Below are 21322 nucleotides of genomic sequence, written 5' to 3' on the forward strand. Positions count from 1 at the left end.
GCTGACGTGAAAGACCATACCCTATGACTGCCTCAAAGGCGGCACGACAGACAGATAGCAGCAACGACAGGAAAAACCTGCCGCGTCATGCGCGGGATGCTTTTCTGCGGCTATTTTCAGGCGATGGCGCCAGCCTGCATCGTCTACGTCTGCGCAGCTTTCTTTCAATCAGCTTCGAGCGGTTTTGGCCGCTGATCCTGCCGCTGATCCTCATCATTGGCCTGTTTGCCAGCCTGAGCTGGTTCGGCCTGTTCGGCATGATGCCGCGATGGCTTCATATCGGCGTGCTGGCGCTATTTGGTCTTGCCAGCCTCATTGCACTTTGCCTGCCGTTCCGGTTTCGATCTCCGACAGAAAGTGACGTCACAAGCCGCATCGAGGCGATCAACGGCCTGGTTCACGAACCACTCGCCGTACAGACAGGCCATATGGCAACCGGCGAACACGATCCTTTCGCCGTTGCCTTGTGGCGCGAACATCAGCGCCGCATGGCGGACCGGCTCAAGAACCTGCAATCCGGCCTGCCCTATACACGTGTTCCCGAACATGACCCCTTCGGCATTCGTGCAGTGGTTGCCATGCTCTTCGTGACTGCCTCCGCCTACAGCATCAGCCCGAACAGCGGGCGCATTACCGATGCCTTTCATATCCGCCCAGGCGATGGCAATGCCGTTACCCGCATCGATGCATGGGTGACGCCGCCGCGCTATACCGGCCACGCGCCTGTCTTCCTGTCCACGACCATCGACAGTGAACGAGCCGCAATCAATGTACCACAGGGCAGCATCCTGTCGGTCCGCGTGATCGGTGGCGGTTCTGAACGCCTGACTGCGACTGACGCAACGGGCGAGCGCCGCGACATACAGCCGATAAGCGTGAAGGAATACCAGAAAGAACCTGCAGAACAGGCCGTCGTCGATGGAAGCCATAACTTCCGCTATGATTTACAGCAGGACGAGACTTTGGCACTTTCCGGCACCGATGCGCGCTGGAAATTTTCCGTCACGCCGGACATTCCGCCGACGATCCGCTTCACGAAAGAGCCGGGACACGCGCTGAATGGTACGTTGCAACTGTCGTATCAGATCGAGGACGACTACGCGCCGGCAAAGGCCGAAGCTGAGATTATCCCGCTCAACAATGATGAGGATGAAGAAGCCGCACCGCTTTACGATGCGCCTGAACTGCCGCTTGCACTGCCCCGCCGCGGCGTAAAGGACGCTACGACGTCGAAGGACCTGACCGAACATCCTTGGGCGGGCGAAAAAGTTGCGCTCACGCTGGTCGTAACCGACGCCGCCGGACAAACAGGTCGCAGCGAAACCAAGATCATTACCTTGCCCGAGCGCCCTTTCAGCAATCCACTTGCCCGTGCCATCGCAGAGCAGCGCCGTATCCTCGCGCTCGATGCGACGCAGCGCGACCACGTGCTCGACATGCTGTCGGCAATCACGCTTCGCCCGGAAGAAACCATCAAGAACGCAGCCCATTATCTGGGTCTGGTCACAATTGGTACGCGTCTTCGTCTTGCCAGAAGCGATGACGCCTTGCGCGATGCCGCGGACTATATGTGGCAGGTTGCGCTCGGTATCGAGGATGGAAATCTGTCTGCTGCCGAAAAGCGCCTGCGGCAGGCACAGGAAGCCCTGAAAAATGCTCTTCAGAACGGCGCCCCGCAAGAAGAAATCGAAAAGCTTTCGGCAGAACTGCGCAAGGCGATGCAGGATTTTCTGCGGGAGTTCGCCCAGCGCCAGCAGCAGAACCCGAACACACGCCGCGCAGCACCCGATCCCAATGCGCGAATGCTGACGGAAAAAGACCTACAGCGCATGATGGACCAGATCGAAAGTCTGGCACGTCAGGGCTCGCGCGATCAGGCGGAAGAACTGCTGTCGCAATTGCAGAATCTGATGGACAATCTGCAAATGGGACAGGCGCAACAGGGCCAGCCAGGTCAGGGGCAAGGTCAGCAAGGCCAGATTCAGCAGCAGATGAACAAGCTCGGCGAACTGATGCAGCGCCAGCAAAAGACGATGAACGAAACCTTCGATCTCGATCAGAAGATGCAGCGCCAGTTCGGCGGCAGTGATGGTGAAGGCGAATTCGGCGACAACCTGTTCCCCGGTGATGATGGCTCCATGGGCGGCGGGCAGCCGGGCGGTGAAGCCGATAACGGCCAGAGCGGGAACGGTCAAAGTGGGAAAGGCGACGTTCCACCCGACATGGCCGAAGCCATGCGCAAGCTGCAGCAACAACAGAAAAACCTCCAGTCCGATCTGCAAAAACTGATGGACGATCTGAAGGGCATGGGCATTGAACCCGGCAAGGATTTTTCGGATGCCGGAAAATCGATGGGCAACGCGACGGATGCGCTGGGCCGCAGCGCAGGTGCAGAAGCAAGCGACCAGCAGGGTAGCGCGCTCGATGCACTGCGTCGCGGCGGGCGCGACATGATGCAGAAAATGCAGCAGGCCATGGGCCAGCAAGGTCAGGAGCAGAGTGGCGCCAATGGCAGTCGCGGAAGGGACCCGCTTGGTCGCCAGCAAGGTACCAGCGACAGCGGCCTCAACGATGACATCAAGATTCCAGGTGAAATAGATATTCAGCGCGCGCGCGAAATTCTCGATGAAATCCGCCGCAAGCTCGGCAATGCGCTCACGCCGCAAATGGAAAAGGAATATCTGCAGCGTCTGTTGAAGTTCGATTGATCTGAAAGCACAGACGCCGGACGGCGCTTATTCCATCACCCGTCCGACATAAGGCAACTGGCGGAAGGCATGCCCGACGTCCATGCCATAGCCGACAACAAAATAGTCGGGGCATTCGAAAGCCACGAAATCGGCATCAAGATCGACCTTGCGGCGCACGCTCTTGTCGAGAAGAACAGCAATGCTGACGCTCCGCGCGCCCCGTTCCAGCATGAGCTCGCGAACGAACTTCAGCGTCTTTCCGGATTCCAGAATATCGTCGATCAGAAGCACATCGCGGTCACGCACATCGCTGTCGATATCGCGCAGCAGACGAACTTCCGTGCTTGTCGTTCCCTTGCCGTAGCTTGAAACGGTGATGAATTCGACATCTGGTTCCACCCCCGCATCGTGCATCGCGCGGATGAGGTCGGCTGCAAAGATGAAGGAGCCCTTCAGGATCGAAATCGTCAGCAGATTGTGAAACTTGTGTTCAGCAATGGCCTTGGCGAGCTCGAGATTGCGACCGGCGATCTCATCCGGACTAAAGAGAACTTCGATTGTCTTGCCACCGACTTCGGGCATCTGCTGCTTCTCCTGATCGTTCGCTTTCGCGCAGACTTCGGCGCCCATCAAAGGTGCCGGAAAGGCACGCTCTATAGCACGGTTTGAGGAAATTGCACCCCACCGGATGAAGATGCTCCGGCTTCTCCATTTCCCAGCGTCGAGATTTCATATAGCGTGACCTGCATGCATCCAGACATCATCGAACTGCGATCATTTTACGACACGACACTGGGCCATCTCGCGGAGCGCGCGATCCGAATGGCATTGGCCGGTCTTTGGGGGCACGTGCCGGGAGAGAGGCTTGTCGGCATGGGTTACAGCCTGCCCTATCTCGACCGCTTCAGTGCCGATACGGAACGCACATTCGCCTTCATGCCGGCTGGACAGGGCGCCGTTGCCTGGCCCTCGATAGAGAAAACGGCAACAGCGCTCGTTTTCGACGAAGAACTGCCTCTGCCTGATTCCTCGATTGATCGCGTGCTCATGGTACATGCTCTGGAATATGCTGAAAATCCGACGGAAACGCTCAAGGAGATGTGGCGCGTCCTCGCCCCCAATGGGCGACTCGTTATCGTGGTGCCGAACCGCCGCGGACTTTGGGCCCGCTTCGAACACACACCCTTCGGCAGCGGGCGGCCTTACAGCAGAACACAGCTGACGACCTTGCTGCGGGAAGCGAATTTCACAGTCAGTATGGTGAGCGATGCCCTGCACTTCCCACCCGCCACGCGGCGATGGATGATGCGGCCCTGTCTCGCACTCGAAGGCATGGGGCGACGGTTGTGGCCGGTCTTTTCAGGCGTTCTGGTGGTGGAAGCACAAAAGCGGCTCTATCAAGGGCTGCCGGTTGCCCAGCGCTCTTCCCGTCGCGTCTTCGTTCCTGTTCTCGCCCCACAAGGCACGCCCGTCGGCGGACTGCGGAAAGCACCGGCACGACCCATCATTACAGAACGAAAAAACTAGTGTGGTTTACGGATTTGAAGTTCCTGGACGATGATGCCATGCAAATGACAGGAACTTCAAATCCACCACACTAGGGCATTTGCGCATCATCGCCCGTGAAAACGTACAGTTGCTGCGGTCGACAAGTATTACCGTACAAGGTTTTTCTCGACTTGGACGCAATGGCGGGATATGCCGCCATCATAACTTTAACCCATCGTAACTTTAACATTGACCTTTTGGCGGAGCCAAAATCATGACCGATACGCAAAACCTTACCCGTCCCCAGCCCAAGGCCGGCCTGCTCGACATCGCAGCCTATGTACCCGGCAAGGAACATGTGGAAGGTGTTGCCAAGGTCTATAAGCTCTCCTCTAACGAAACGCCTGTCGGACCAAGCCCGCATGCTGTCGAAGCCTATCGACACGCAGGCGAAAAACTGGAGCTATATCCCGATGGACAGGCGCTGGCGCTCCGTGAGGCAATTGCCGAAACGCAGGGGCTCAACATGGCCAATATCCTGTGCGGCAACGGCTCCGACGAACTGCTTGGTCTGATCTGCCAGACCTATCTTGCTCCGGGTGACGAAGCCGTCATTACAGAGCACGGTTTTGCCGTTTACAAGATCCAGACGCTGGGTGCAGGCGCGACGCCGATAACGGTGAAGGAGAAGAACGAGCGTATCGACGTGGACGCCATTCTGGCTGGCCTGTCGCCGCGCACGAAAATCGTCCTCATTGCCAATCCGGCCAATCCGACCGGAACCTATCTGCCTTTTGAGGAAGTCCGTCGTCTCCATGCCGGACTGCCGAAGCACGTGCTCCTCATTCTCGATGCAGCTTATGCCGAATATGTCCGTCGCAACGACTATGAATCCGGCCTCGAACTCGTTTCGTCCAACGAGAACGTCGTCATGACGCGCACCTTCTCGAAAATTCACGGGCTGCCTGGCCTGCGTATCGGCTGGATGTATGCGCCCCTGCACGTGATCGATGCCGTCAATCGTATCCGCGGACCGTTCAACATGAATTCCGCCGCCATTGCTGCGGGCGCCGCAGCCATTCGTGATCGCGCCCATGTCGAAAAGTCGATCACTTACAATGACAAGTGGCTTGGCTGGTTGGCCGACGAGTTCACCAAGCTCGGCCTGCGGGTAACGCCGTCAGTCACGAATTTCCTGCTGATCCATTTTCCGGACGATGCCGTACATTCGGCGGATAAGGCCGATGAATGGCTTTCCAAGCGCGGTTATATCCTGCGTCGCGTCGGCGGCTACGGTTTCCCCAATGCCTTGCGCATGACCGTCGGACCGGAAGAAGCCAATCGTGGCGTCGTCGCCGCCCTGACTGAATTTTTGAAGTAGAACAATGTCCACGGTCCATTTCGACAAGATCGCCCTGATCGGCATCGGCCTTATCGGTTCATCGCTGGCCCGCGTTATTCGGCGCGAAAAGCTCGCAGATCACATCGCCATTGCCACACGCAGCGGTGAAACGCTGAAACGCGCCGAAGAACTTGCACTCGGTGACAGCTACACCACCGATAGCGCTGAGGCTGTCAAGGATGCCGATCTGGTCATCGTTTCGGTTCCCGTCGGCTCGTCCGGCACGGTAGCGCGGCAGATCGCGGCAAATCTCAAGCCCGGCGCCATTGTCACCGATGTCGGCTCCACCAAGGCTTCTGTGATTGCACAGATGCAGCCGGGACTGCCCGGTAATGTGCACTTCATTCCGGGGCACCCGCTGGCGGGCACGGAATATTCCGGGCCGGATGCAGGCTTTGCCGACCTCTTTACCAATCGCTGGTGCATCCTCACCCCTTTGGCTGATACGGATGAAGCAGCACTGGAAAAGCTGAGCGACTTCTGGATCGCCTGCGGCTCGCGGCTTGATCGCATGGACCCGCAGCACCACGACCTGGTACTGGCTATCGTCTCGCATCTGCCGCACATCATTGCCTATAACATCGTCGGCACGGCCAGCGATCTGGAACAGGTGACCAAATCGGAAGTCATCAAATATTCGGCTTCCGGTTTCCGCGATTTCACGCGACTGGCCGCGTCCGATCCGACAATGTGGCGTGACGTATGCCTGCACAACAAGGATGCCATCCTTGAAATGCTCGGTCGCTTTTCGGAAGATCTCGCCTCGCTTCAGCGCTCGATCCGCTGGGGTGATGGTGAAGCACTATTTGATCTGTTCACGCGCACGCGCGCTGTTCGGCGCGGCATCATCGATGCCGGTCAGGAAGTAGATGCACCGGACTTCGGCCGTCAGGCTGCGACGCGCACGAGCGAAAAAAAGTAAGGAACGGATAGGGTCGCAAATATACTGTCCTACTCCCTTACTGCCTTATTCCCCTGCTCCCTTAAAGAGCAGGCAACCGCCCGAGCGGAATAAATCCGGCGCTGACTTTACCTTTGCGAACGGCGATCTCCATAACGGGATTGCCGTTTTCGTCTTTCGGCATAGCGGAAAGAGCAAACAGAACGGTGGCGATATTGCCGCCCTGCTCGGGGAATACGGTCTGTCCTGCCTGTGCCAGCGACTGCGGATTGACGAGGGTCAGCTTCACATCAGCATTGATGAGCCCGTCGGCATTGACCGAAAACGGCCCTGCAACAGAAACCATGGCTCCATTGGGCATGGACAGGAAAGCCTGATTGACCGTACCGGAATGTCCGCGCAGACGTTGATGGAAAGGCGTTTCGCTCCTTGCAAGCAGTGTCGCAGCATCTGCCACATCAATATCCGCCACGCCGTCGATTTCAGGGCTGGTGGCACTACCGATCACTGCCTTGGCAAGCTTCAATCCAGCAAAGCGGCCATTGATCTTCAAAGTTCCGTCCGCTTGGCTCATGCGGAAATCCATCTGCTCAAGCGTGCTGAGCGGCTCCGTCTTCGTCGTTTCGGTGCGAAGGCCAACCGCGACCTCACGTGCAGCCAGTTCGATTTCGGTCGGGAACGGACGTGCCAGCCGGGTATTGGAGGTAAACTTGCTCCAGTTGACTTCCAGCGGCTCCAGTCCCGGAAACTCGATGAAGGCTGGACCTGTCAGATCGTTCGAGAGCGAACGTGGCGCATAGACCGGCGATCCCGAAGTGAAACGCCCGGCGCGGAACGACATACCCTCGGAAGGACGTTGCCAGGAAATGCTGTCGCAGACGACATTGACGCGCAGCGGATAGCCGCCCATGCGCAGGTCTTCGCATTTCACACCAACACCCTGGGCAGCAAGCTTGGCCATATCAGCCCTGGCTCGCGCCTCCAGCCTGTTTGCAACGTAGAACCAGCCCACCGTATAGCCAGCGATCAAGACAACAAGAATGACGACGAGCGTTATCGGACGCTTTCTGGCTTTCGGTGCGTTCATTCCAGGGTGCGCCATTTCAAAAGCCTTACATGAATCAGACGGTTGTTTCGAAGAAACTCACTCCGGGTTCAGACCGAATATCCAACCCCGATATGTTTTGCTCCCCCCGACTGTTGGCCATATTATGGCAGGAATGTGCCTTGTGAAGCGAACGAGAAGAAAAATAGAGGGATATCCGTTGAATACCGGTGGAAATCGACGTTCACTAAATCAATATGGACACTCTCATGACCATACTCCCTGATGATAGACGAATGAACGATTTCTGGGTTTTCGGCTACGGCTCGCTGATGTGGCGGCCGGGTTTTGCGCATGTGGAGACCACGCGTGCACGCCTGTACGGCTACAGGCGCAGCCTGTGCATCTATTCACATGTCCACCGAGGAACACCGGACCATCCGGGTCTGGTACTGGGCCTGGATGCTGGTGGCTCGTGTCTCGGTATTGCTTTTCGTGTGCCCGGAGACATGACCGGTGAAGTGATGACCTATCTGCGCGAACGCGAAATGTCGAACCAAGTCTATCATGAAAAGCATCTTCGCCTGCGTCTTGCCGATGGCCGCGATGTCGACGCCGTCACCTACGTGGCCGACCGCCGCCACCTGCAATATGCGGGCTCGCTGAAAGCCGAGGAAGCCGCAGCCATTGTCGGATCCGCCCGCGGCGATTCCGGCACCAATGTGGATTATGTCGCCAACACGCTCCAGCATTTGCGTAATATGCGCGTCCGTGATCACTGGCTGGAGCACGTCAACGATCTCATTCACCAAAATTCTCAACGACAGTTCGACGGTTCGGGCGGCTGAAAACACTTGCAGCGCTTCTCAAAAATTCCAGCGCTCAAGCCCTCAGCCCTTGTTCTCGCCCGATGCAACCGCTACATCTCGGCCAATCGCCAAGGAGGCCTCCATGATCGCATTGTTCCGCACCATTGATTTGGCGCTCGATATTTACACCTATATTATTATTGCGAGTGCCATTTTCTCGTGGCTCTATGCGTTCAATGTCGTCAATTCCGGCAACCGCTTCGTGGCATCAATCGGTGAGTTTCTCTACAAGGTGACAGAGCCCGTTCTTCGCCCAATCCGCAATATTTTGCCCAATCTCGGCGGCATCGATATTTCGGCGATCATCCTGCTGCTGATTATCTTCTTCATCCGCCAGTTCATGTGGACGACACTGCTACCGCTTTTCCTTTAAGCGCATTTCGATCTGATTGGGTCGGATCGGCGCTCTAAGTTATTATATTTCAAGCATAATCTTATCGGTCTTCGTTTCACTCCGGTCGGATTATGCTCTAAGCGCATCACTCGCAAGCCTGAAAACAAAAGCGCCCGGACATTGCCGGGCGCTTTTGTTTTAGACGGATCGAAAAGCTGTCGCTTACTTGCCCTTGGCGCGTTCGATAGCTTCCACGATGAACTTGCGTGCGTAATCCTCGTCGCCCCAGTCACCGATCTTGACCCACTTGCCGGGTTCCAGATCCTTGTAGTGCTCGAAGAAGTGCGCGATCTGCTTCAGAGTGATCTCCGGCATATCGGTATAGTCGTGGATCTTCTCGTAGCGGCGCGTCAGGTGCGGCGACGGAACGGCAATGATCTTTTCATCCTTGCCGGAATTGTCTTCCATGACCAGAACGCCAATCGGGCGAACGTTGATCACGCAGCCGGGAACCAGCGGACGGGTGTTGCAGACGAGAACGTCAATCGGGTCGCCATCTTCCGAAAGCGTATGCGGCACGAAGCCGTAATTGCCCGGATAGGTCATTGGCGTGTAGAGGAAGCGGTCGACGATGAGGGCGCCGGCCTTCTTGTCCATCTCGTACTTGATCGGCTGGCCGCCGACAGGCACTTCAATGATGACGTTGACGTCTTCAGGAGGATTGGAGCCGATGGAGATGGCATCAATATTCATGATGTGTCCTTTCGTGTCGGGCTCTGATAACGGGTTTCATGGTTGCACGCAAGAAAAACGAAAGTTCTAGAAAACGCGGCGAATTGTCGTTCTCGCAACGCAATTGAACGTGATCAGGCCGATAACATGCTGTGAGGGTTAGGCGCCGAGCTCGTTCAGTCTTTGAACGGCGGTCGGTGGCATGGGTGGTGGATTGGGATCGCGGCTGGCGGCGACCAGAAATTCGTCACAGGCCGTTTCGGTGGATTCGATGAGTCGCTTCAGGAATTCTTCCTTCGGAAGCCCCGCCGGAATTGGCGGCAGAATACGGGCGCGAATGGTTCCGGGATAGCGGAGGAATTTGCGGCGCGGCCAGTAGAGGCCTGCATTGTGCGCAATCGGCAATACCGGAAGATTGAGCGCCTCATAGAGATGAACGATTCCATATTTATAGTGCGGCGGAGCACCCGGCGCCCGGCGCGTTCCTTCCGGATAGATCAGAATCTGGCGGCCTTCCGCAATCGCCTTTTCCGCTCCCTTGGTGATCGAATGCAGCGCTTTGACGCGGGAACCGCGGTCCACCGGGATCATCTGCATCTTGGCGATATACCAGCCGAAAAGCGGAATGCGCATCAATTCCCGCTTCAGGATCAGCACGGGATCGTCAAGATAGGGAAGGAAAGCATAGGTATCCCAGGCAGACTGGTGCTTTGGCGCGCAGATATAGGCGCCTTCGGGAATGTTCTCCAATCCTTCGACCACATAGTCTGTCCCGGCGATATGCTTCTGGAGCCAGAGATTGACCCTTGCCCACAGCTTCGGCACGATCCATGCCTTCTTGCGGGGCAACAGGAAATAAAAGGGCGTATAGACGATCATCTGAACAAGTGTGCAGATATAGAACGCCGCATTGAACAAGATTGAGCGCAGATAGAGAAGCATCAGTCGGTGGAGACCCTGGCTAAAGCATTTTCGCTCCCGGCTGGCGGTAAACGATCACGCGCGAATTCTGGACTTTCTGCAGAAAGTGACGGCACCGATATATCAGGAAGATCGGTCATTTCCATCAGGAAATCGCAAACCTGCAGCCAGATCAGCTCTCAGTCGTTGCATTTTGCACTGACTGCGTTCCAAACAGTTCGGTCGCACCCACACGGACAGCAGCGCCCAGATATTTCACATATTCGATGAAGAGCACGCGCAATGTGTCGCCTTCGGCAACCCAGCTATGTTCGCGTCGCTCCCCATTCACGACCGGATAGGGAATGAATTCCACATCCTTCATGCGATAGGACATTTCAAGGGTACTGCGCGGAATGTGGTAGTTATTGGTGACCAGGATCACGCGGTGATAATTGTTGCTACGAATCCAGCGTTCGCTTTCGGTCGCATTGCCGATGGTGTTGAGTGCCGACCGGTCGAGATCGACACAGCAATCGAAGAGGCTCTGATCCGCATGGGTCGCGCGCTGCAGCGCCTTTTCATTGGTCGCCGGATGAACACCGCTGATCAGAAGCCGCTTCCCTCGCTTGTCCTTCAAAAGATCGACGGCCGCCTGGATTCTTGACTGTCCACCAGTCAGAACGATGATTGCGTCAGCAGGCTCCTCGATAGCCGGAGGCTGCATGCTGGTGACTTTTTCACCAAACGCGACGAAGCCGACGAGAAACGCCAGAAGAACAACAAACAGAACGATGGAAACAGGTTGGAAACGTCTGAACATGCGCATCATGACAGACCATAAGAAATTACCGGACGCAACTGTAAAGGACTGCAGGGAAACGCCGCTCCGATTGCGGCGCCAGACCACATCCCCCGTAGAAAGCCCGTTTGCTGTCTGCCTCTGTGCCACTGCATCGTCACTCGACCGGTGCCCGCCCGATAGCGCTTGCGGGATTCGCGTACCATCTCTTCTTCCATCATAGCCAGCATTGCGGCGAGAAGTCGGAGAAGCGGACGAAAATCTTGTCCTGAAAGCGCCAGTATCGGAAAAGGCCTTCATTCGGAGCGCACTCCCGGACCATCCATGGTTGCAAGCTGGCGTATCACCGTCAGGCGGCTGGTCAGCATGGTGAGGAAACTGACCAGGATAATGATGACGGCAGCGCCGATGTAGCCGCTGCGCCCGATGGCGAAATTACCGAACATGGCAGCAGCCTGGTCACCTTCGGGGGTCGCCATATGGCTCGATGCCCACCACGAGAAGATCAGAAATACGAACATTGCCGCCGCTCCGCCGCATAGTGCGCCCTTCAAGGCGGTGCGGAAGAAATGCCATTCGAACTCACGCGCCACGAATTTCGATTCAGCGCCGATAAAATGCAGCACCTCGATAATATGGCCGTTGCCTGACATTGCGCCGCGTGTGGCAAAGATCACGGTCAAAACGGTGGCAGCGATCACGAGCGAGAGAACGGCGGTTCCAACCAGAACCGTCGTGTGTGCCATGGAGACAAGCCTGTCGACCCAGGTGCGATGATCGTCAAAGCTAGCCGCCGGAATGGCGCGTGTGATTTCAGCACGCATTGTTTCAAAGTCAGGCGGTGCGTTCTCGTCGATCGTGACAACGACAAGACGTGGTACGGGCAGTTCATCAATATTGAGGCCACTGCCAAGCCATGGTTCGAGCAGGCGCGCTGTCGCATCCTTGTCAATGATGCTGGTGCCTTTGACGCCGGCAAAGCCGCGCGCGATCTCGCTCGCCTGAGCCAGAGCCTTTTCCATGTCCTGCCCGTCGACCGGTCGGATCTGGATCGTGGCTTCGCGTGCGATCTGGCTCTGCCAGGCAGCAGCCGAGGCGCGAACAAGCGTCACGCCGCCCATCGTCAGACAGGCCAGAAACGTCATGATGGCGATCACGATGACGAGTGCGGTGCCCGTCACGCTGCCATCGGGCACGATAGGACTTGGCCCCTGACGCTTCCGGCGTTTGCCGATACGAACGAGCAGCATGTCCTTGAGGTCTTCGAAACGAACCCGGATGTCATCCAATGTACGTCGCCAGGCGTTCTTTGCATCAATCATAAATGTCGAGCCGCCCATGTTCGAGGATCATGCGTCGCGCATCGACCTGCTCCATCAGGGAAAGGTCGTGGGTCGCGATAATCACAGCCGTACCTGAACGGTTCAGCTCGGTGAAAAGGCGCAGGAGACGCTTTGCAAGCGGCGGATCGACATTGCCGGTCGGTTCGTCAGCCAGAAGCAGTTCCGGCTGATCGATGAGCGCGCGGGCAATCGCTGCGCGCTGCTTCTCGCCGCCCGAAAGAACCGGCGGCAGCACATTCATTCGGTCACCGAGCCCAACCCAATGCAGAAGCTCTTCCACTTCGTGACGGTAGGTTGCCTCTTCCTTTCCGCGCACACGCAGCGGCAGCGCCACATTCTCATAGGTGGTCATATGGTCGAGCAGGCGAAAATCCTGAAACACGATGCCGATGCGGCGGCGCAGAAGCGGAATTTCCGCATGATTGAGCCGCGCAACATCCTTGCCGAAAATATTGATAAGGCCGCGTGTCGGCTTCAGCGCCATGAAGAGAAGGCGCATGAGCGAGGTTTTCCCTGCCCCCGACGGGCCGGTCAGAAACTGGAATGAACGCGGCGGAATATGGAAACTGACATCGCGCAGGATCTCAGGACCCATTCCATATCGCAGGCCGACATTCTCGAAACGTATCACCGGGCTGTTTCTCTTCAATTGTCCGCGCGCTGAGGGGCGCACGGATGACATCGATATCAGATCGACCTTTATCCTCTATGGTTAATGTTGCGTTAATTCAGCCCGCGTGAGCCTTAAAAAATGCGTGACCGTGGCTGCGGCCATGAAGCATTAACCATTATGAGCCAGTGTGTGGCACCAGTCGAAGGGCGAAAAACGCAAAGGATGATGACGGCATGATGGCGAAACAACCATCGACAGCGCAGATGTCGCGCGTGCCTTTGCGCGAAAACCATCGCGCAGCATGGTTCACTTTCGATGCCGGACCGGTCGAGGATGCTGAATTCGAAACCATTGTCCCGGCCTCGCCGCGCCCGAAATCCTTCTCATACAGCATTCCGCAGAAGCCGTTCGCGTCAAGCAAGCTTATGTCCGAAACAAGTCTCCCCGGCGGATGGCCCGGATTCGGCTATTGGGTTTTCGTCGCTCTTTGTGCGACAACCGCCTTCTGGATAGCGGGCGGATATACACTGCTTGCCGACAAACCTCTTTCCGGCAGGCAACCAACCCTGCCACTCATTTCGGCACTTCAGCTAACCGATCTCAAAACCAGCGTTGGAGTGCATGATAAAGGCGATGTTCTCAGTGTTGGCGGTCGCATCCGCAACACCACATCCGAAGAACGCGCCACGCCGCCGCTGATCGTCATGATCACCTATAGCGACGGCAGCAAACGCGAACGCCGTCTGGCTCCAGGAGAAGCAATGCTGAAACCAGGTGCCTATATCGACTTTGAGACAATGCTTCCTGCGTTGCGCGGCACCATCGAGAAAGTCGATGTTCGACTGGCCACTCCAGCCTGAAGCGGTCCGGCTACTGCCAGCAACCGAGGTTGCGACCCTTGAGATTGTGCGAATCGATTTGGACCACAAGGCGCGGGTCCTCGCGCAAAAGGACCAATGTCGTGCGCTGCTTGAGATCGATCTTCTCCCAACCCGCGCATTCCGTCGGCATTGGCGTGCTGTCGATCTTCACCTTTTCGGTCCATGCGGTCGCCGTGCAACCGGACAGGGCTGCAACAATCGGAACGACTTTGACGGCCTCCAAAACGAGCCTTTGCGTTTTCGTCCCACGATGAGTGTTCAAGGCTGACAACTCCAATCTGCCCCGCGAAATCCCGGCCAAACAGTCTTGTATCGGCCAGCGTCGCCCGTTCGACATCTGCGCTTATAACGTGCCGCCGCCCTGCTCCGCAATATAGCTGAGCGGTATCGACAGCTTTTAAAAAAGCCTAGCCGACCAACTCTTACTGTCCGCCGGAACCCAATTTGGAAGAGATATAAAAGCAAACTCGAATATATGAAGAATAGCTTTTTCGTTTACTGAAACGACAGGTAAATCCACAGAGAACAAAAGCTGCCGATAAAGTTAAACGTGATTGTCCAAAGAAAAAGACGATTATATGCTTCTTGCTAAATGATTCGCATATGACATTTTCACTACACCAACCCTGGGGACTTCCATGCTGAACAAATTGTCGGCTGAATTTTTCGGAACATTCTGGCTTGTTTTCGGTGGTTGCGGCAGCGCAATCCTCGCCGCAGCCTTCCCTGAACTGGGCATCGGCTTTCTCGGCGTCGCCCTCGCCTTCGGTTTGACTGTCCTTACCATGGCCTATGCTGTAGGCGGCATTTCTGGCGGTCATTTCAACCCCGCCGTTTCCTTGGGCCTCATGGTAGCTGGTCGTCTTCCAGCCAAGGACCTGATCCCATACTGGGTTGCACAGGTTCTGGGCGCTATTGCAGCTGCAGCCGTACTCTTCCTCATCGCTTCAGGCAAGGAAGGCTTCTCCGCCGGCGGCCTCGCTTCGAACGGCTATGGCGAACTTTCGCCAGGTGGCTACAGCATGATGGCGGGCCTGCTCATCGAAGTAATCCTGACGGCCTTCTTCCTCATCATCATTCTGGGCTCCACCTCGTCGCTGGCTCCGGCTGGCTTTGCCCCGATTGCCATCGGTCTCGGCCTGACCCTGATCCATCTGATTTCGATCCCGGTCACCAATACATCGGTCAACCCGGCCCGTTCGACCGGCGTCGCTCTCTTCGCCGACACGGCAGCACTCAGCCAGCTCTGGTTGTTCTGGGTTGCACCGCTTGTCGGCGCAGCTATCGGCGCGATCATCTGGAAAGGCCTGCTCGGCAAAGACTGATCCAGAGCGACAGCAATGAAAGGCCGGTTCAAACCGGCCTTTTTTGTTTGTGAAGCTGCATTGTCACTGTCAGATACAGCACTTCACAAAACCGTTCACAAAAAGTGGTTCCGATCATGGGAAGGATGCTGTAAGTAACATCTATCTTCTTGTTGTTGCGCATTATCCCAAGCAAAGCCGCTTCGCACTTTTGCTGGAAATGCTTTAGATGTTATGAGCAATGTCCCCCTCCACTGATGCTTCTTCTGCGGATCGTTACGCAGCATTCCGGCACTCTGCCTTCAAAAAATACTGGGGCGCCCGTTTCCTGAGCGCATTTGCGGTGCAAATCGTGAGTGTATCGGTGGGCTGGCAGATCTATGATCTCACCCGTGACGCCTTCAATCTGGGCATGGTCGGACTGGTACAATTCCTGCCGGCCCTGTTGCTGGTTCTGGTAACCGGCGCTGCTGCCGACCGTTTCGGCAGACGCTTCATCATGGGCCTGTCGCTCATTCTGGAAAGCGTTGTGACGGCGTTGTTGCTTTGCCTAACCCTTGCAGGTCTGTTCGAGCCCTTGACCGTCTTTGCAGCGCTGACCCTTTTTGGTGTCGCCCGCGCGTTTCTCGGCCCATCTTCCGCATCGCTGGTCGTCAATCTTGTACCGACAGAGGATTTCGCGAACGCCGTTTCATGGAATTCATCGGCATGGCAGGTGGCGACAATCGTGGGACCGGTTGCAGGTGGCTTGCTCTATGGCATTTCTCCGGTCGCGGCCTATTCCATCGCAACGCTGTTCCTGCTGATCGGCTCGTTACTGATCTTCTCCATTCCAAAGCCCAAACAGCACACGCTTACCGAGCAGCGCTCGCTGACGAGCATGCTGGCTGGCTTCCGCTACATCTGGAAGGAAAAGATTGTCCTTGGCGCGATTTCGCTCGACCTTTTCGCCGTGCTCCTTGGCGGAACCGTGGCTCTGCTGCCAATCTATGCGCGAGATATCCTCGATCTCGGCCCTTGGGGGCTTGGTCTACTGCGCTCGGCTCCGGGCATCGGGGCTGTCCTGACTGCCGTCTGGCTTGCCGGACATCCGATCCGCGACCATGCGGGCCGCGTGATGTTCATCTTCGTTGGCCTCTTCGGCTTCTTCAATATCATCTTCGGCGTCTCGACACTGACATGGCTGTCCGTTGTTGCCCTGGCATTTGCGGGTGCGGCTGACATGATCAGCGTCTATATCCGCGAAACGCTGATGCAGCTTTGGACGCCCGATCACGTGCGCGGTCGCGTCAATGCCGTCAACATGGTCTTTGTCGGAGCATCAAACGAGCTTGGCGAATTCCGTGCCGGTCTGATGGCCGCAGCCATCGGCGCTGTTCCGGCCGTCGTCATTGGCGGATTGGGATCAATCGCCGTTGCGGTCGCTTGGTCAGCAATGTTCCCGCAATTGCGCACGGCCCGTCACCTGCAAGGACGGGTCTGATCGTTCGAGCTATAGGAGGTCGTCAGGAAGCGGACGTGCTGCGGCTCGCCTTGTCCATGCGCTCCTGAATGGCATTCCGGTCATCCTGCCGGATGCCGACGAGCTCGGCCACGCGCCACATCACGTCGGCCTCGACTTCGCTCACCTTGCCGTCAGCATAGACCATTTCCCACATCAGGCCGATCAGGTCGAGACGTGCCTGATAATCAAGCTGTCGCTTCAGAACCGATGTGAAATCCGATAAATCTATCGCTTCCTGATCGGCTTTTTCCGCTGCAAGGATCAGCCGTTTCAGGCTATCGCCCTTCAGCCCGTATTTCTGCGACAGCATTGAAGAGAGCTTTTTACGCTCGCTTTCACGCGTTTCACCATCGGCATCCATAATGTGATAAAGCAGTGCAGCGGCAGCCAGTCGCGGATCGTCATTGGAGAATTTTTCATTCCGGTCCCGAAAACCGCTGGCCGGGAGTTCTTTTAAAAAATCCAGAAGACGATCAAACATTCACCCTCGCTGCCACATTCACTGCTTGCCGACCGTAAACGCGATTCCGGCATATTTAGTTAGCAATATCGAAGGTAACGGGCTGAATACGCCACGCAAGGCGGTAAACTGTCTTACACAGCCGTTTACCGCCCAAGAGATGCGCTGCGTTGTTTTTCGGCAACGATTCGCGGAAAGCCTGATCAGAAAAGCTTCAATCCACTCTGCGCCTTCTGAGAAGATTTGCTTTCGTCGACACCCGGATCGTCCACCACGAGATGTGCGCGACGGGGTTCCTCGTTCGCATCATCGTCAGCCACGACAACATCGGCCGCTGGCGGGTTCACTTCCTCCGCTTTCTTTACCGGAGCTGCTGGCGACGCTTTGTTGGGCTCAGCAGCAGGGACAATGACCTCAGCCTCCTCGATATCGCGAACAACCTGCTTGCTCTCGGCTCCCGCGGAAACATCCGCCATTTCGGCCTTGTCCCGAGGCTCTGCCAGAACAATCTGATTGACCGGCTTCGCCTCGACCGGGCCTTTGATTTCAGGCTTTTCCGCTTCAATCGCAGGAGCGAGCGCCACGACGGGAACTTTCCACTCGAAACTGTTGAGGCGTCCCGTAACCGGAGATACAGGCGACCATTGTTCGGAAACATAGCCATCGGCAGTCCATGCAGGATCGCGCGGCGCCTTGACCGCACGCGCCAGCCATTCGCGAACCTTGCCCTGATCGCCCGTTTCAGCCTCTTCAATATCGGCAAGCAGCAGATAGGCGCTTTCGCGCGGCGAAGCGCGCAGAACCTGCTCTGCATTGTCGCGAGCAAGACGATAATCGCCCGCCTCATAGGCAGCGCGCGCGAGTGCAAGACTGCCTTCGGCATTATTGGATCGCAGCGATACGAGATGCTTTGCACGCTTCAATCGATCCTGTGCCGTATCGCCGGATCGTGCATAGACATAGGTTGAGGCAATGTCCAGCTGCGGAAACCGCTTCCAGGCAGCTTCCAGAATTTTCGAGCCTTTCCGCACGTCGCCATCGGCGAAAAGAGCACGCGCAGCAACCACGGCGGCGGGCACCAGATCGGGCGCGAGCTTGTTTGCCTCCAGCGCCAGCGCCTTTGCCTGCGCATGATCGACATCGACGACTGCCATCGCCTTGGCAGTCAGCAATGCAGCGCGTTCCTTCTTCACCACATCCTTGCTGTGGGCGAGAGCCTGCTTGCGCGCATCGACAAGCTTCAGCGCTCCATCCCAATCGCCCTCGGCACAGAGCTGGCCCATCATGGACGAAGAGGCCCATTCAAGCTGCGGTGCCTGCTGGGCGGCTTCGGCAGCGTAATGGCGGGCAGCATCGCGAGCGCCAACACGCTGGGCTTCGATGTAAAGCCCACGCAAGCCGAGCAACCGCGTCTCGGGATCCTCCACCATCGCCTCGAAGCCCTTACGGGCATCTTCCGTGCGGCCTTCCAGCATCGCGGTCTGCGCTTCGAGAAGCTTTATCAGCGGCTCCTGATCGGAACTCAGCAATTTTCCTGCCTGCTTCGTCATGCGGCGCGCCGCTTCCGCATCGCCTGCACCGGCGGCAATCAACCCGGTCGAAAGCGACTGATAGCCACGATCGCGCTTGCGCGCGCGAAAATGCCTGCGCAGCGTGTAAGGTGACTGGATAATGCTCTTGATGAGCCACCACAGGATGAGAATGGCCGCGACAATGGCAACGATCCCCGCAACAGCGGTTATCAGAGGCACATTGTAGTGGTTGCCCGCGAAGGTGACATCGAGTTCGCCGGGACGGTCCGCAAGCCAGGCAAAGCCGAAACCGAGCGCAGCAACAATGGCGAGATAGAATAGGACACGCAGCATCGGCCTGCCTCCTATTGACCGGAAGAGGCCGGAGCCCCGCCGGTTTCACTCGCCGAAACCTTCGGTTTCAGGCTGTCCGCAACGAGGCGCTGCACAAGCGCATCAGCATCCCGTCGCGCCCGCACCTGATCGGCAAATTCCTGTGAGGTGGCCTTGGCATCGGCAGGCAACTGCTCCCATTCGCTGAGCGCACGCTCCAGATCGCCGGATTGAAGGGCAGCTTCCATTCGGGCCGTGATCGGTCCGGCACCAGTACCGCTGACATTGCCAGCAACCGGGCGCACGCTTACCAATCCCCTGGCGCTGGCGACAAGCTGATCCCAAATTCCGGCATCGGCAGGCAGTTTGTTCTCCGTCGCGACGATCCTGTTCGCAACGGCACCGAACCACGCATTCAGGTCGGCAACAGTCGGAACGCCCTTGTCGGCATGAGCACGCAACTGTTCGATGGACGCCTCGTCCGGCGCAACCGAAGCGTAAGTGTCCAGTTCCGCCTTGAATGAACCGCCGCGATCAATTGCGGTTTTCAGCGCATTTGCCGCTATAAGCGCCGTAGCATCGGGCTGGCGTGAAGCCTGGGTGACCTTTTCCTGCAAGGAGGTCAGTTTCGATTCGAGGGATGAAATCGTGCCGCTGTTTCCCGAAACTCCGGCTGTCGCCTCATCCGCCCGGTTCTGCGCCGCTGAAAGCTTGCTTTCCAGCGCATCCAGCCGCTCTGTCAGAGCGGTGGTGTCCGCTGCCGCATCCTGACCCGCCTCTTTCGGCAAGGCAGCGAATTGCTGCTGAAGATCGGCGAAGGAACCTGCAACCGCTTCTGCCTTGATCTCGGCAGCCTGAACATTCTTTTCCAGAGCCGCAAGCTGCGCGCGGCTTGCATCGTCAAGCGGCGCCGGTGTCGGGTTGCTGCGCAGATCGGCGATCTGCTGTTCCATATGCGCGAGCTGTTCCGCTGTCACTCTTGCACCTGGGGAGGGGATGACATTGCCCCATTGCAGCGCCAGCAAACCACCGAGGCCGATAACGCCACCAGCAATACCGGCCAGAAGATGCGACGCCCCTGCCCCGCTCTTTTGCGCAGGCTGCTGGATTTCCGGTTTCACGCCCGAGGTAAAGGGCGGCTTGGCATAGGTCGAACTTTCCGGCTTTTCCGTCTTCACGGTCTTTTCGGCAGTCATAGCTTCCGGTTTGGGTGATGCAGGCTTCGGGGTTTCCGACTTTGGGTTCTCAGATTTTGAAAAACTTCCCACCGGCTCCGCATCTGGCGTCGCCTTCGCCGGTTCGTCAACCCGCTTCACATCCGATGGATCGAGATTGATCGTCACGGGATTGCGGGCCGATTTGGAATGTCGCGGAGTGCCGGGTTTCGCCATGGATCCTCTCGTAAACGCCGATTGGTTGCCTCAGACTCTAACAGATAAAATCGCCAGATGAAGGAAGGTTGCGCCGAAATGAGTCAAAGTTTGGCAAATAGCCGGAAAAGTCCGCCTTCATCCGGGTGGTCTGCAACAAGGGCATTTGCCCGCCAGAGCGGCGGCAACCGGTCGGCCACGCGGACAGAAATGCACAAAAACCGAGTTTTCTCGTCAAAAGGCAGCGTGATTTCACGCATCGCTTCAACAAAGCTCGTCACAGCAACGCCGGAATAAAGCATGACCGCGACAAAAGGCGCGCCATGAAGTACGTCCAGAAGTGCTGACGCAGAATAAGGAATCACCTCCGTGTCATAGACATCGGCGACGTGCATATCGAGACTAGCGCCCCGCATCTCGTCTTCGAACACCGGCTGGCGCACGCGTCCAGCGAGATAAAGAACACGGGACTGTTGGGGAAGATTGCGCCGCATCGTCGCCGCAAGACGAACCGCATCGCCGCCGCCATCGATCACCTGACCGAACCCGGCCTTCCGCGCCGCCTGCGCTGTTCCCTGACCCACGGCAAAAAGCGGTAAGTCAAGAAACGGCTTCAGCCGTTCCGTGTTCATGTGGTGAAACGCATTGGCGCTCGTCACCGTCAAAGCCGAAAATGGGCCATCGGGCAGAGCAAAGGAGAGCGCAACTGTCCGGCTCAGCGGAAGCAGAACCGGCTCATAGCCCCTCGACGCCAGTTTTGCGGCGGTCCCGGAGCTAGCTGGCTGTGGCCGCGTTACCAGAACGCGACCAAGCGATGCAATTTGCGCTGGCCCCGCCAAA

21 protein-coding genes are annotated in these 21322 nt (G+C 57.2%); 9 read left to right on the forward strand and 12 right to left on the reverse strand.

The window, feature by feature from the left end; all coding sequences use genetic code 11:
* The first annotated feature begins 23 nt into the window (after positions 1 to 23).
* Positions 24 to 2708: a TIGR02302 family protein gene (locus F9K91_RS20170; RefSeq protein ID WP_151678582.1), complete on the forward strand. Its 2685-nt coding sequence runs from the start codon at positions 24 to 26 to the stop codon at positions 2706 to 2708.
* Positions 2709 to 2735: 27 nt separating this feature from the next.
* Here F9K91_RS20170 and hpt read toward each other — a convergent pair whose 3' ends face one another.
* Entirely contained in the window at positions 2736 to 3272 is a 537-nt protein-coding gene (gene hpt / locus F9K91_RS20175; RefSeq protein ID WP_061345194.1) for a hypoxanthine phosphoribosyltransferase, read from the reverse strand.
* 165 nt (positions 3273 to 3437) lie between these two features.
* Here hpt and F9K91_RS20180 point away from each other — a divergent pair, with 165 nt between their 5' ends.
* From F9K91_RS20180 to F9K91_RS20190, 3 genes are all read left to right on the forward strand, one after another.
* Entirely contained in the window at positions 3438 to 4217 is a 780-nt protein-coding gene (locus F9K91_RS20180; RefSeq protein WP_151678583.1) for a class I SAM-dependent methyltransferase, read from the forward strand.
* A gap of 235 nt (positions 4218 to 4452) precedes the next feature.
* Positions 4453 to 5559 carry a histidinol-phosphate transaminase gene (gene hisC / locus F9K91_RS20185; protein WP_151678584.1) on the forward strand — a complete coding sequence of 369 codons (1107 nt, stop codon included), beginning with the start codon at positions 4453 to 4455 and terminating at the stop codon, positions 5557 to 5559.
* A gap of 4 nt (positions 5560 to 5563) precedes the next feature.
* Positions 5564 to 6502, forward strand: a complete 939-nt coding sequence (locus F9K91_RS20190) for a prephenate/arogenate dehydrogenase family protein (RefSeq protein WP_151555356.1) — start codon at positions 5564 to 5566, stop codon at positions 6500 to 6502.
* Between the two features lie 61 nt (positions 6503 to 6563).
* Here F9K91_RS20190 and F9K91_RS20195 read toward each other — a convergent pair whose 3' ends face one another.
* Positions 6564 to 7583 carry a DUF2125 domain-containing protein gene (locus F9K91_RS20195; RefSeq protein ID WP_151555357.1) on the reverse strand — a complete coding sequence of 340 codons (1020 nt, stop codon included), beginning with the start codon at positions 7581 to 7583 and terminating at the stop codon, positions 6564 to 6566.
* A gap of 239 nt (positions 7584 to 7822) precedes the next feature.
* On the opposite strand from F9K91_RS20195, the gene F9K91_RS20200 reads away from it, so the two are divergent.
* Both F9K91_RS20200 and F9K91_RS20205 read left to right on the forward strand, forming a co-directional pair.
* On the forward strand, positions 7823 to 8374 hold the full coding sequence (locus F9K91_RS20200; protein ID WP_192799231.1) for a gamma-glutamylcyclotransferase: 552 nt from the start codon (positions 7823 to 7825) through the stop codon (positions 8372 to 8374).
* A gap of 103 nt (positions 8375 to 8477) precedes the next feature.
* Positions 8478 to 8768: a YggT family protein gene (locus tag F9K91_RS20205; RefSeq protein ID WP_151678585.1), complete on the forward strand. Its 291-nt coding sequence runs from the start codon at positions 8478 to 8480 to the stop codon at positions 8766 to 8768.
* Between the two features lie 183 nt (positions 8769 to 8951).
* Here the strand turns inward: F9K91_RS20205 and ppa are convergent, their stop codons facing one another.
* The 5 genes from ppa to ftsE form a co-directional block, all read right to left on the reverse strand.
* Positions 8952 to 9482, reverse strand: a complete 531-nt coding sequence (gene ppa / locus F9K91_RS20210; protein ID WP_010657539.1) for an inorganic diphosphatase — start codon at positions 9480 to 9482, stop codon at positions 8952 to 8954.
* A gap of 138 nt (positions 9483 to 9620) precedes the next feature.
* A complete protein-coding gene (locus tag F9K91_RS20215; protein ID WP_061344493.1) occupies positions 9621 to 10403 on the reverse strand; it encodes a lysophospholipid acyltransferase family protein in 783 nt (260 codons plus the stop codon).
* 151 nt (positions 10404 to 10554) lie between these two features.
* Positions 10555 to 11463, reverse strand: coding sequence for a YdcF family protein (locus tag F9K91_RS20220; RefSeq protein ID WP_151555359.1), 909 nt, complete (start codon positions 11461 to 11463; stop codon positions 10555 to 10557).
* Complete coding sequence (locus tag F9K91_RS20225) at positions 11460 to 12485, reverse strand: cell division protein FtsX (protein ID WP_061345196.1); 1026 nt, start codon at positions 12483 to 12485, stop codon at positions 11460 to 11462. The genes F9K91_RS20220 and F9K91_RS20225 overlap by 4 nt, the downstream gene beginning before the upstream one ends.
* Positions 12478 to 13101, reverse strand: a complete 624-nt coding sequence (ftsE, locus tag F9K91_RS20230) for a cell division ATP-binding protein FtsE (protein WP_029375806.1) — start codon at positions 13099 to 13101, stop codon at positions 12478 to 12480. The genes F9K91_RS20225 and ftsE overlap by 8 nt, the downstream gene beginning before the upstream one ends.
* 251 nt (positions 13102 to 13352) lie before the next feature.
* Here ftsE and F9K91_RS20235 point away from each other — a divergent pair, with 251 nt between their 5' ends.
* A complete protein-coding gene (locus tag F9K91_RS20235; RefSeq protein WP_192799229.1) occupies positions 13353 to 13979 on the forward strand; it encodes a hypothetical protein in 627 nt (208 codons plus the stop codon).
* Positions 13980 to 13989: 10 nt separating this feature from the next.
* Here F9K91_RS20235 and F9K91_RS20240 read toward each other — a convergent pair whose 3' ends face one another.
* Positions 13990 to 14262 (reverse strand): hypothetical protein, encoded by a 273-nt coding sequence (locus F9K91_RS20240; protein ID WP_151555362.1) that lies wholly within the window; start codon positions 14260 to 14262, stop codon positions 13990 to 13992.
* A gap of 376 nt (positions 14263 to 14638) precedes the next feature.
* Here F9K91_RS20240 and aqpZ point away from each other — a divergent pair, with 376 nt between their 5' ends.
* Together aqpZ and F9K91_RS20250 are read left to right on the forward strand one after the other, a co-directional pair.
* Positions 14639 to 15325 (forward strand): aquaporin Z, encoded by a 687-nt coding sequence (gene aqpZ / locus F9K91_RS20245; RefSeq protein ID WP_010657546.1) that lies wholly within the window; start codon positions 14639 to 14641, stop codon positions 15323 to 15325.
* Positions 15326 to 15545: 220 nt separating this feature from the next.
* The gene (locus tag F9K91_RS20250) at positions 15546 to 16787 is read left to right on the forward strand and encodes an MFS transporter (protein ID WP_151678586.1); all 1242 of its coding nucleotides are present in this window, start codon (positions 15546 to 15548) and stop codon (positions 16785 to 16787) included.
* 22 nt (positions 16788 to 16809) lie between these two features.
* On the opposite strand, the gene F9K91_RS20255 is transcribed toward F9K91_RS20250, so the two are convergent.
* From F9K91_RS20255 to F9K91_RS20270, 4 genes are all read right to left on the reverse strand, one after another.
* Positions 16810 to 17289, reverse strand: coding sequence for a tellurite resistance TerB family protein (locus tag F9K91_RS20255; protein WP_109988583.1), 480 nt, complete (start codon positions 17287 to 17289; stop codon positions 16810 to 16812).
* A 182-nt stretch (positions 17290 to 17471) separates the two neighbouring features.
* The gene (locus F9K91_RS20260; protein ID WP_151678587.1) at positions 17472 to 19133 is read right to left on the reverse strand and encodes a heme biosynthesis protein HemY; all 1662 of its coding nucleotides are present in this window, start codon (positions 19131 to 19133) and stop codon (positions 17472 to 17474) included.
* A gap of 11 nt (positions 19134 to 19144) precedes the next feature.
* Positions 19145 to 20503 (reverse strand): COG4223 family protein, encoded by a 1359-nt coding sequence (locus F9K91_RS20265; RefSeq protein ID WP_151555365.1) that lies wholly within the window; start codon positions 20501 to 20503, stop codon positions 19145 to 19147.
* Between the two features lie 83 nt (positions 20504 to 20586).
* A complete protein-coding gene (locus tag F9K91_RS20270; RefSeq protein ID WP_151678588.1) occupies positions 20587 to 21321 on the reverse strand; it encodes a uroporphyrinogen-III synthase in 735 nt (244 codons plus the stop codon).
* Position 21322: the final 1 nt, after the last annotated feature.

The sequence above is a fragment of the Brucella tritici genome (assembly GCF_008932295.1).
Classification (GTDB): Bacteria; Pseudomonadota; Alphaproteobacteria; order Rhizobiales; family Rhizobiaceae; genus Brucella; species Brucella tritici.

Bases quoted from the DNA above. Each gene is read 5' to 3' on its own strand.
- F9K91_RS20170 (WP_151678582.1), top strand. From the start codon at position 24: ATGACTGCCTCAAAGGCGGCACGACAGACAGATAGCAGCAACGACAGG.
- hpt (WP_061345194.1), bottom strand. From the start codon at position 3,272: ATGCCCGAAGTCGGTGGCAAGACAATCGAAGTTCTCTTTAGTCCGGAT.
- F9K91_RS20180 (WP_151678583.1), top strand. From the start codon at position 3,438: ATGCATCCAGACATCATCGAACTGCGATCATTTTACGACACGACACTG.
- hisC (WP_151678584.1), top strand. From the start codon at position 4,453: ATGACCGATACGCAAAACCTTACCCGTCCCCAGCCCAAGGCCGGCCTG.
- F9K91_RS20190 (WP_151555356.1), top strand. From the start codon at position 5,564: ATGTCCACGGTCCATTTCGACAAGATCGCCCTGATCGGCATCGGCCTT.
- F9K91_RS20195 (WP_151555357.1), bottom strand. From the start codon at position 7,583: ATGGCGCACCCTGGAATGAACGCACCGAAAGCCAGAAAGCGTCCGATA.
- F9K91_RS20200 (WP_192799231.1), top strand. From the start codon at position 7,823: ATGAACGATTTCTGGGTTTTCGGCTACGGCTCGCTGATGTGGCGGCCG.
- F9K91_RS20205 (WP_151678585.1), top strand. From the start codon at position 8,478: ATGATCGCATTGTTCCGCACCATTGATTTGGCGCTCGATATTTACACC.
- ppa (WP_010657539.1), bottom strand. From the start codon at position 9,482: ATGAATATTGATGCCATCTCCATCGGCTCCAATCCTCCTGAAGACGTC.
- F9K91_RS20215 (WP_061344493.1), bottom strand. From the start codon at position 10,403: ATGCTTCTCTATCTGCGCTCAATCTTGTTCAATGCGGCGTTCTATATC.
- F9K91_RS20220 (WP_151555359.1), bottom strand. From the start codon at position 11,463: ATGAAGGCCTTTTCCGATACTGGCGCTTTCAGGACAAGATTTTCGTCC.
- F9K91_RS20225 (WP_061345196.1), bottom strand. From the start codon at position 12,485: ATGATTGATGCAAAGAACGCCTGGCGACGTACATTGGATGACATCCGG.
- ftsE (WP_029375806.1), bottom strand. From the start codon at position 13,101: ATGGGTCCTGAGATCCTGCGCGATGTCAGTTTCCATATTCCGCCGCGT.
- F9K91_RS20235 (WP_192799229.1), top strand. From the start codon at position 13,353: ATGATGGCGAAACAACCATCGACAGCGCAGATGTCGCGCGTGCCTTTG.
- aqpZ (WP_010657546.1), top strand. From the start codon at position 14,639: ATGCTGAACAAATTGTCGGCTGAATTTTTCGGAACATTCTGGCTTGTT.
- F9K91_RS20250 (WP_151678586.1), top strand. From the start codon at position 15,546: ATGTCCCCCTCCACTGATGCTTCTTCTGCGGATCGTTACGCAGCATTC.
- F9K91_RS20255 (WP_109988583.1), bottom strand. From the start codon at position 17,289: ATGTTTGATCGTCTTCTGGATTTTTTAAAAGAACTCCCGGCCAGCGGT.
- F9K91_RS20260 (WP_151678587.1), bottom strand. From the start codon at position 19,133: ATGCTGCGTGTCCTATTCTATCTCGCCATTGTTGCTGCGCTCGGTTTC.
- F9K91_RS20265 (WP_151555365.1), bottom strand. From the start codon at position 20,503: ATGGCGAAACCCGGCACTCCGCGACATTCCAAATCGGCCCGCAATCCC.